The following is a 9917-nucleotide window of genomic DNA, read 5'->3' on the forward strand; positions in this document are numbered from 1 at the left end:
GGATTGCGCGATTGCAGCTCGTCGGGGCCCAGGCCCATGCGCTCCATGACGCCGGGCCGAAATCCTTCCAGCACAACGTCTGCGGTATCGACGAGTTGCAGTATCTGTTGCTTGGCGTCCTCGCTGCGCAGGTCGGCCATCACCGACTTCTTGCCGCGGTTGTGCGGAAGGAACAGGGTGGCCAGCGGCGGGCGTCCCGGCAGGACCGCGGTGATGTGCCGGGCCGCCTCCCCGACCGGCGCCTCGATCTTGATCACCTCGGCGCCCAGGTCGGCCAGCACCTGCCCGGCCATCGGCCCCGCGATGTTCTGGGTGAAGTCGAGTACCCGGAATCCGTCAAGTGGCTTGGCGGGCTTGCCGTTTGGCATCGTAGTTGCCTTCCTTTAACCTGCCTTGTCCGTTAACCTGCGCTGTGCAACACCGCGGTGCAGTAGTAATTTTGGGCGAACGGTGCGTCGGGGTCGGTGGACTGCAGCGGCAGACCGTTGTTGGCCAGCATCTGGTTCAGCGGGGTGCGAACCGGCTGCCAGCCCCGCTGTTGCAGATAGGTCGCCACATCGTTGCGCTCGCCGGGGAAACCCAGTTCGCCCAGGGCGATGTCCAGGCCATTGCGCCGCCACTTCTCGCTCGCCGCGTTGAGCGCGTCCCCGCTGACACCCGTATTCGCGAAAACCTCGGCCACCAACTGACTTCCGTCGGCGGACAGCGCGGTGATGTTGTCCAGCAACCGATCTTGAGCTTCGGGCGGCAGGAAGCCGATCAGTCCCTCGGCGGCCCAGGCGGCGGGCCGCCCGGTGTCGAAGCCGGCCTGCCGCAGCGCCGACGGCCAGTCGTGGCGCAGGTCGATCGGAACGGCGCGCACCTCGGCAGTGGGCTCGGCGCCGAGGTGGGCGATGGTGCTGGCCTTGAATTCGAGCACCTGCGGCTGGTCGATCTCGAACACCGTGGTGCCCGGCGCCCACGGCAGCCGGTAGGCGCGCGCGTCCAGGCCGGAGGCCAGGATCACCACCTGGTCGATGCCCGCCGCTCCCGCCTCGGAGAAGAACGCGTCGATGTAGCGGGTGCGGGCGGTCATCATGTCGGTCATCCGCTGCATGCCCCACGGGGCGTCGGGCTCGTCGACATCGGCGGAGTCGAGCTCACCGGCGGCCCACCGCGTCATGAAATCGACCCCGACCGCGCGCACCAGCGGTTCGGCGAACCGATCGTCGATCAGCCCGTCCAGGGTGGCCCGGGCTCGTCCGGCGGCCACCATGGTGGCCGTCGCTCCCACGCTGGTCGCCAGGTCCCAGCTGTCGTTGTCGGTGCGCGCCATCGAGGAAACCCCTTCCGATCTACTGGTTAGCAACAATAACTACCAGGGCCGGGACCCAACTAGCGACCCGGCGGTCGGGGGGAGTGCCGCTAGTCGACGGCGTCGCCGTTCACGGCGCGGCGCTGCGCGTCCAGCCGGTAGCGGATCAGCCGAGAACTGTTGGCCACCACCGCCACCGACGACGCGTTGTGCAGGATCGCGGCCAGCACCGGGGACAGCGCCCCGCCCGCGCCGATGATCAGCCCGGCGGCGTTGACGGCGATGGACATGCCGTAGTTCTCCTGGATGACGTCCACCGCACGCGCGCCCAGATCCCGCACGTCGAGCAGGCGATGCAGGTCGTCGTTGGCCAGCGCCACGTCGGCGGTCTCGACGGCGACGTCGGTTCCGGCCAGCCCCATGGCGATCCCGATATCGGCGGCCGCCAGCGCCGGGGCGTCGTTGATGCCGTCGCCGACCATCCCGACGACGTAGCCCGCGTCCTGCAGTTCGCGCACCGCCGCGAGCTTGTCCTCCGGCATCACCTCGGCGCGCCACTCGTCGATCCCCAACTCGCCCGCAACCACCTCGGCGATGTCGGGGTGATCTCCAGTGAGCATCACGATCCGGCGAATGCCGTTGGCGCGCAGCTTCTTCAGCACGTCAGCGGCCTCGGGGCGCACCTCGTCGCGCAGGCTGATCAATCCGACCAGCTTGCCGTCGACCGCGAGCAGCAGTGGGGTCTCGGCCTGGCCGCGCAGCTTGTCCACCCACTCCGAGGCCTTCTTGGACACCCGTACTTTTTCGGCGCGCAGCAGTCCGGGGCTGCCCAGCAGCAGGGTCCGGCCGTCGGCCCAGGTCCGCATGCCCAGGCCCACCAGGACCTCACACTCCTCGTGCGGCGGGATGGTGATGTGGCGTTCCTCGGTGGACCGGATCACGGCCTCGGCCAGCGGATGCCGGGAGTGGATCTCCGAGCTGGCCGCATACGCCAGCACCTGCTCGGGCTGCCAATCTTTGTGCAGCGCAATGATATTGGTGACGACCGGTCGTCCGACTGTCAGCGTGCCGGTCTTGTCGAACACGATCGCGTCCACCCGGCCGGCCTGCTCGAGGTGCGAGCCACCCTTGATCAGGATGCCGCGGCGGGCACCGTTGCCGATCGCCGCGCTGATCGCCGTCGGGGTGGCCAACCCCACCGCGCACGGGCACGCGATCAACAGCATCGTCATCGCGCGGCGAACGTCGCCGGTGACCGCCAGCGTAATGGCCGAGACGATGAACGAGGTGGGAACGAAACGGCGGGAGAAGTTTTCGCCGACGGTCTGGATCGGCGCCCGGTCGTGCTGGGCCTCCTCGACCCGGGTGATGATGCGGCCGATGGTGGTCTGGTTGCCGACGGCGCTGGCACGCACCACCAGGCGTCCGCGCACCACCACCGAACCGGCGTGCACGTGCGCGCCGACCACCACACTGACCGGCAGGTTCTCCCCGGTGATCGCGGACTGGTTGACGATCGCCTCACCGTCGACCACCTCGCCGTCGACCGGGATGGCGACGTGGTCGTGCACCACCACCTCGTCGCCGATCTGCACGGTGTCGATCGGTACCTGAACTTCGGTGCCGGATTCGGGGCCGTCCGTCAACCGGATCCAGGCGGTGTCCTGGCTGCCGCGCAGCAGCTCGGAGATGGCGCGGCGGGTCCGGCGCAGCGTCAGATCCTGAAGGTACTCACCGATATTGAGCAACCACAGCACGGTCAGCGCGACGACGTTCTCCCGCAGCACCAGGCTCGCCACCGTGGCCGCCGACACAAGCGCGTCGGTGCCGGCCCGGCCGGAGCGCAACGAGCGCAGCGCGCCGCGCAGGAATGGGTAGCCGGTGAAGACGGTGACCCCGGTGGCGAACACCCGGCCGCTGGGGCCCAGCAGCGGCGGTCGGGCGAACACGTAGCGGCGCACCCCGAGCAAGGCCAGCGCCGCGCCGCCGATCACCATCCGCAGCACGTCGGTGTTGCGGATTTCCGAGGAATGCGGCGCGCGGGCCGGGATCAGTGCCGCGGCGACGTGCGCCGCCTCGCCGATGGCGGCCAGCACCGTGGAACGATCGCAGCGCCGGGGCGAATACCAGACGACGACGGACCCGGTGCGCGGGTAGGCGTGGACCACCCGCACGCCCTCGCACTTGGCGACGGCCTCTTCGACCGCGACGGCGCGCCGCGAATTCGCACGCATCCAATCGACGGCGACCCGCATGCGTCCAGCCGCATCCGAAATGACTTGCAGCGCAGGGTCTTCGGCCCGTGCCTCGTCTGCAATGTCGGGGACTAGGGCGAGGTTCATAGCGAGCGGATCAGTGTTCGTGGTCGTGCGTGTCGGCGATGGTGGGCGTGGGCGCCTCCTCGCCGATGCGCTCGCGGGCCTCGGCCATGACGTCCGCGATCTTGAGCCGTGCCGACTCGGCGGCCTCTTCGGCGCGGCGGGTGCCGCGCAGGCCGAGTTCGGCGCCCTTGACCGCGGAATCGTGCAGCGGTGCTTTGGCCACGGCCTTGCGCACCACCTCGTAGGCCGTCACTCCGACCAACCCGGTGACTACCGTGCTTGCCGCCTTTGCCAGGAGCCCGTACACCGCCATTGCAGCAACCTTCCTATCGTCTGAAGCGTTCAGCCCATGCTCGCACGACGTTAACATCTAAATATAGCGATATCAATATGTGTTTGGCCTGACTCGGCGCAGCTTTGGACTCCGCAAGGCCCGCAAGCCTTTTACAGCACCCTGGTGACTTTTTCGGTTTCGATCCGGCGCGACTGCCCGGCCGGGTCGGCATTGGCCACCTGTACCAGCGAGGCGCCGACTGCCATGATGGCGAGCAGGCCGTCCACCAGCTCGGCGGGGTCGGACCACGACGCGCTGGAGAGCACCCGGTCGCTCGACGTCAAACCCCTTGTCGCCGCGGAGTTTTGACAATCTGCCAGCACCTGATCGACCGAACGTCCGCTCAGCGCCGGACCCGGGCGGGGTTCGGGAACGATCTGGTCGCCGTGCACCCGCACCGCGGTGGCGTAGTCCGTCACGCCGATCGGCAGGTCGGCAGCGGGGCGGCCGAACGGGTCCAGCGATAGGACCGCCACCTCGCCGCCGGACACCGCGTCGTCGGCCTCGTCCAGCCGCTCGGCGATGCACAGCGCCAGGTCACCCGGGCCGGTCAGCACCGCCTCGGCGCCGATCCACCACACCCCGAACAGCACCGCCGCCGTCTGCCAGTGCGCGGGCAACAGGATCGCCACCCGACTGCCCGGCCCGGCTCCCAGCTCGTCGCGCAGCAGGTTGCCCGTTTTGGCGGCCCAGTTGGCCAGCGTCACGCCGGACAATTCGATGCGTTCGCCGGTGGCGTCGTCGTAGTAGGTGATGCGCGGGCCGACCGGGTCGGCCCGCAACATCGGATCGAGGATGGCCCCAGAAAGTGTGCTCAGTTGATGCACTCCGGCTTGTCGGAGCCGGCGGTCAGGATCGGTGAGGGCGCCGGAACCTTGGGGTCGACCGCCGCCACCGCGCCGGCGGTGGACACCCGGGCGGGCATGATCGTGGCGTCGCCGGACAGGCCCGAGCCCGGACCGCTGTAGTCGTTGGCCAGCACCACCCGCACCGCACCGGGTGCCAGCGAGGTGTCGGCAACCACCGGCAACCCACCCAATTCCTTGGAGACCTCCTTTGCCCCTAGGTCGTCGCTCTTGGCGGCGCGCACCTGGCTGGCCTTGACGTGCCCGCCATCGTTGTTTCCCACCGTACCCGTGGCAAACCCCTTGGCGCTCAACACGTCTGACACCGCCGCGGCCAGCCCGTTGATATCGGTGTCATTGACGACGCTGGCGGTGGTCTTCGCCGGGGTATAGGCGATCTCCTCGGTCTTGCCCTGTTCCTGGTCGTGCAGCAGGCCGTTGACCCAATCGGCGACCTGATGTGGGTCCAGCCGCACCACGCTCTGCATGCCGTCGTCGCTCCAGCCGGCACCGTCGAGCACCGGAATGGTGGCGAACGCGACGTTGCCCCCGGCCAGCTTCTGCATCTGCTGCACGAAATCCATGACGTCCCACCCGGCGGAGATCACCACCGAGCGCTGGACGGCGGCCTCCAGCCGCTTGAGCGTGCTGGGGCTGGACAGGGTCTGGCCGGAGATCACCCGGTGGGCCAGCGAGGCCATCACCACCTGCTGGCGCACCACCCGGTCCAGGTCGCCACGCGGCAGTTCGTGGCGCTGGCGCACGAAGCTGAGCGCCTCGGGACCGCTGAGTCGTTGCGGGCCGGCCGGGAAGTCGGCGCCCGACAGCGGTTCGAACACCGGTTCCTTGAGGCACACGTCGACGCCGCCGAGGGCATCGGTGATCAGCGAGAAGCCGAGCAGGCCGATCTCGGCGTAGTGGTCGACGGTGACACCGGTGAGGTCGGCCACGGTCTTGATCAGTGCCTCGCGGCCGGCCTGGGTGCCCGCCGCCGCGGCGTCGGCGGCGGAGTCGCCCGCCTTGACCAGGGCGGTGCGCTTGGCCTCCCGGGTCTGGCCGTAGACACCGTTGATCTTGGTCTTGCCCAGGCCCGGGGCGGCGACGTAGGAGTCGCGCGGGATCGAGATCGCAGTGGCCGACTTCCCGTTGTTGGGGATCCGGATCAGGATGATGGTGTCGGTGTTGGTGGCTTCCTCGTCGCCGGCCCGCAGCGTGTCCAGCTCCTCTTGCGACAACGGGTTGCCGTGCGCATCGGTGCGGCTGTCCAGGCCGACCAGCAGGATGTCGATCGCGCCGTCGTCGCCGCCCTTGCCCAGCGACGGCGCCGACATGTGAAAGATGCCGTCTTCGAAGGACCGGACATTGGTCCACGCGATTCCGGTGCCTAGGACGACCGCGAGCGTCAGCGCGGTGGCAATCACACGAACCACACGTTGCACAGGCATCCCACTACATTACTTGCGACACAGGGGCTTCACGGGTAGCCAGCCCCCGCGTGCCCCACGCTTGGTCCCGGCTTTTCCGGTCATGCCAAACTCGAACCATGTCGGGCAGGATCGTGATCACCGGTGCCGGTGGGCAGCTGGGCCGCTATTTGACCTCGTTGACAGCCCGGCAGGGCCGTGACGCGGTGGCGCTGACGTCGTCGCAGTGGGACATCACCGATCCTGCGGCCGCCGAGCGGATCGTGCAGCGCGGCGACGTGGTGATCAACTGCGCGGCCTACACCGACGTCGACGGCGCGGAGAGCGACGAGGCGCGTGCGTTCGCGGTCAACGAAGCCGGGCCCGGCCACATCGCCCGGGCTTGCGCGCAAGCCGGCGCACAGTTGGTCCACGTCTCCACCGACTACGTGTTCAACGGAGACTTCGGCGGCGCGGCGCCGCGGCCGTACGAGCCCACCGATCACACCGCGCCGCAGAGTGTCTACGCCCGCAGCAAGCTGGCAGGGGAGCGGGCCGTACTGGCGGCGCTGCCCGACCCCGCCCAAGGCAAAGTTGTCCGCACCGCCTGGGTGTACACCGGCGGCACCGGCAAGGACTTCGTCGCCGTGATGCGCCGGCTGGCCGCCGGGGATGGTCCGGTGAACGTGGTCGACGACCAGACCGGGTCCCCGACCTACGTCGGTGACCTGGCCGCCGCGCTGCTGCAGATCATCGACGATCGGGTGCCCGGCCCGATCCTGCACGCCGCCAACGAGGGAGCGTGCTCGCGCTTCGAGCAGGCCCGCGCCGTCTTCGAAGAATGCGGTGCTGACCCGCAACGGGTGCGACCGGTCAGCACCGCCGAGTTTCCCCGGCCGGCGCCCCGGCCGGCCTACACCGCGCTGGGCAGCGGTCAGTCGGTGGCCGCGGGGATGCGGCCGCTAAGGCCGTGGCGCCCTGCGCTTGTCGCGGCGCTCGCCGCGTCTGATGGCTATGCCACGGCCGAACGACCGTTACCCTCTACGCGTGACTGACGTCTTGCCGGTCGTGACGGTGACCTACTCACCGGGCCCACACCTGGAACGCTTCCTGGCCTCGCTGTCGCTGGCCACGGAGCGAGAAGTGTGCGTGCTGCTGGCCGACAACGGCTCCACCGACGGCACCCCGCAGGCGGCCGTCGAGCGCTATCCGAACGTGCGGCTGTTTCACACCGGGGCGAACCTCGGTTACGGGACGGCGGTGAATCGTGCCGTCGCGCAACTGGAACCCGACGACGACTGGGTGATCGTCGCGAACCCGGACGTGCAGTGGGGCCCGGGCAGCATTGACGAGTTGCTGGACGCCGCCTCGCGCTGGCCGCGTGCCGGTGCGCTGGGCCCGTTGGTGCGTGATCCCGACGGGGCGGTGTACCCGTCGGCGCGGCACCTGCCCAGCCTGATCCGCGGCGGCATGCACGCGGTCGTCGGACCGTTCTGGAAGAGCAACCCGTGGTCGGCGGCGTACCGCCAGGAGCGGCTGGAGCCCAGTGAGCGACCGGTGGGTTGGCTGTCGGGATCCTGCCTGCTGGTGCGCCGGTCGGCGTTCGGCCAGGTCGGTGGGTTCGACGAGCGCTACTTCATGTACATGGAAGACGTCGATCTCGGTGACCGGCTGGGCAAGGCCGGCTGGCTGTCCGTCTACGTGCCGTCGGCGGAGGTGTTGCACCACAAGGGGCATTCCACCGGGAGCGACCCGGCCAGCCACCTGGCCGCGCATCACCAGAGCACGTACATGTTTCTGGCCGACCGGCATTCCGGGTGGTTGCGCGCTCCGCTGCGTTGGGCGCTGCGCGCCTCGCTGGCGATACGTTCCCGCCTGATGGTGCGCAGCGCGCTGCGCGCATCCGGGCGGCGGGCAGAAGGGCGACACTGAGGTGGGAACTCCAGAAGTCGATGTGGTGATCCTGGTCGGCGGCAAGGGAACCCGGCTGCGACCGCTCACGTTGTCGGCGCCCAAGCCCATGCTGCCCACCGCGGGGCTGCCGTTCCTCACCCATCTGCTGTCGCGGGTGGCCGCCGCGGGGATGGAGCACGTCATCCTCAGCACGTCGTATCAGGCAGCGGTTTTCGAGGCGGAGTTCGGTGACGGCTCCAAGCTGGGCCTGCAGATCGAATACGTCACCGAGGAACGGCCGCTGGGCACCGGCGGCGGCATCGCCAACGTTGCCGGCCATCTGCGCCACGACACCGTAATGGTGTTCAACGGCGACGTGCTCTCCGGAGCCGACCTGCGCCAGATGCTCGACTTCCATTCCGAGCAGCAGTCCGACCTCACCCTGCACCTGGTCCGGGTGGGCGACCCGCGGGCATTCGGTTGTGTGACGACCGAGGACGGCCGGGTCACCGCCTTCCTGGAGAAGACCCAGGACCCGCCGACCGACCAGATCAACGCCGGCTGCTACGTCTTCACGCGCCGGATCATCGACCGGATTCCGCGCGGCCGGGAGGTCTCGGTGGAACGTGAGGTGTTTCCCGCCCTGCTGTCGGATTCCGACGTCAGGGTGTGCGGCTACGTCGATGCCAGCTACTGGCGGGACATGGGCACACCCGAGGACTTCGTCCGGGGCTCAGCGGATCTGGTGCGCGGCATCGCCCCGTCGCCGGCCCTGCACGGCCACCGCGGCGAGCAGTTGGTGCACGACGGCGCTGCGGTGTCACCGGGCGCGGTGCTGATCGGCGGCACCGTGGTGGGGCGGGGCGCCGAGATCGGCCCGGGGGTGCGGCTGGACGGCGCGGTGATCTTCGACGGCGTCAAGGTCGAGGCCGGCAGCGTGATCGAGCGCTCGATCATCGGCTTCGGGGCGCGCATCGGCCCGCGGGCACTGATCCGCGACGGGGTGATCGGCGACGGCGCCGACATCGGGGCGCGCTGCGAGTTACTGCGCGGCGCCCGGGTGTGGCCCGGTGTGTCCATTCCCGACGGCGGTATCCGCTACTCGTCCGACGTGTAGGCCCGGGTTCTCGCCGAGTGTGAAGCTAGCCGCACGCTCAGCGCCCAGTGTGAAGCTAGCCGCACACTGGGCGCTGACCGTGCGGCCCGCGACACCAGATAGGCCAGCGCGTCATCTGTCCCGCCGGGCAGGGCGTCGGCGGGCCACCAGCGCAAGTCGTCGGACTCGTCGCTGATCGCGATCCGCGCGCCGGCCGGGGCGTGCGCGACGAACTGCAGATCCAGATGCCGGGTCGGCACGCCCAGCGAGCAGGTCACCGGATGCACATGCACCGCGGCCAATTCGGGTTTCATCCGCAGCCCGTCGATCCCGGACTCCTCGGTGGCCTCGCGCAACGCCGCACCGACAATGTCGGTGTCGTCTTCGTCGCAGTGCCCGCCCAACTGCACCCAGCGGCCGACGCGCGGGTGCAGGGTCAGCAGCACCTGGCCGCCGGAGTGATCGAGCACCAGTGCCGACGCGGTGACGTGGCCGGGTACGCATTCGCGGCGGCAGGCATCGCTGCGGGCATGCACGAAGGCCAACACGGCGTGCCGCAACGCATCTTGGGCCGCGTCGGGGGCGTCCCATTCCGACAGCATCGCGATGGTCGACTCCCGAACGCTCATCGCGATCCCCGCCGTTTGCGCCTATCCCGCAGCGACACCCACGCCGCCCGGCAATCCGCCACCACCTCGGCCGGCAGTCCCAGGCCATCGATCAGCACCCGA

The 9917-nt window shown here is 69.5% G+C and carries 9 protein-coding genes and 1 pseudogene; 3 read left to right on the top strand and 7 right to left on the bottom strand.

Going from position 1 to position 9917, the window contains the following annotated elements; all coding sequences use genetic code 11:
• The 6 genes from A5625_RS21510 to A5625_RS21535 all read right to left on the bottom strand — a co-directional run.
• Positions 1 to 368: CoA transferase (locus A5625_RS21510; RefSeq protein WP_197516179.1), on the bottom strand; the 368-nt coding region annotated here is incomplete at its 3' end.
• Between the two features lie 32 nt (positions 369 to 400).
• Positions 401 to 1315, bottom strand: coding sequence for a class I SAM-dependent methyltransferase (locus tag A5625_RS21515; protein WP_066998681.1), 915 nt, complete (start codon positions 1313 to 1315; stop codon positions 401 to 403).
• 89 nt (positions 1316 to 1404) lie between these two features.
• Entirely contained in the window at positions 1405 to 3636 is a 2232-nt protein-coding gene (gene ctpC, locus A5625_RS21520) for a manganese-exporting P-type ATPase CtpC (protein ID WP_066998684.1), read from the bottom strand.
• Positions 3637 to 3646: 10 nt separating this feature from the next.
• A complete protein-coding gene (locus A5625_RS21525; RefSeq protein WP_066998688.1) occupies positions 3647 to 3928 on the bottom strand; it encodes a DUF1490 family protein in 282 nt (93 codons plus the stop codon).
• Between the two features lie 131 nt (positions 3929 to 4059).
• Positions 4060 to 4776, bottom strand: a complete 717-nt coding sequence (locus A5625_RS21530; RefSeq protein WP_197516180.1) for a TIGR03089 family protein — start codon at positions 4774 to 4776, stop codon at positions 4060 to 4062.
• Positions 4764 to 6239 carry an LCP family protein gene (locus A5625_RS21535; protein ID WP_066998694.1) on the bottom strand — a complete coding sequence of 492 codons (1476 nt, stop codon included), beginning with the start codon at positions 6237 to 6239 and terminating at the stop codon, positions 4764 to 4766. Before A5625_RS21535 ends, A5625_RS21530 begins: the two co-directional genes overlap by 13 nt.
• Before the next feature lie 98 nt (positions 6240 to 6337).
• Here A5625_RS21535 and rfbD point away from each other — a divergent pair, with 98 nt between their 5' ends.
• From rfbD to A5625_RS21550, 3 genes are read left to right on the top strand one after another with little or no spacing between them, the layout of a single operon-like run.
• Positions 6338 to 7252: a dTDP-4-dehydrorhamnose reductase gene (gene rfbD / locus A5625_RS21540; RefSeq protein WP_066998696.1), complete on the top strand. Its 915-nt coding sequence runs from the start codon at positions 6338 to 6340 to the stop codon at positions 7250 to 7252.
• A complete protein-coding gene (locus tag A5625_RS21545; RefSeq protein ID WP_156748444.1) occupies positions 7212 to 8129 on the top strand; it encodes a glycosyltransferase family 2 protein in 918 nt (305 codons plus the stop codon). The genes rfbD and A5625_RS21545 overlap by 41 nt, the downstream gene beginning before the upstream one ends.
• A 1-nt stretch (position 8130) precedes the next feature.
• Positions 8131 to 9207, top strand: a complete 1077-nt coding sequence (locus A5625_RS21550; protein WP_066998702.1) for a sugar phosphate nucleotidyltransferase — start codon at positions 8131 to 8133, stop codon at positions 9205 to 9207.
• 71 nt (positions 9208 to 9278) lie between these two features.
• Here the strand turns inward: A5625_RS21550 and A5625_RS21555 are convergent.
• Positions 9279 to 9815, bottom strand: a pseudogene (locus A5625_RS21555) (NUDIX hydrolase); the annotation flags it as partial.
• Positions 9816 to 9917: the final 102 nt, after the last annotated feature.

This window comes from Mycobacterium sp. 1465703.0 (assembly GCF_001672975.1).
In the GTDB taxonomy this organism is placed as follows: Bacteria; Actinomycetota; Actinomycetes; order Mycobacteriales; family Mycobacteriaceae; genus Mycobacterium.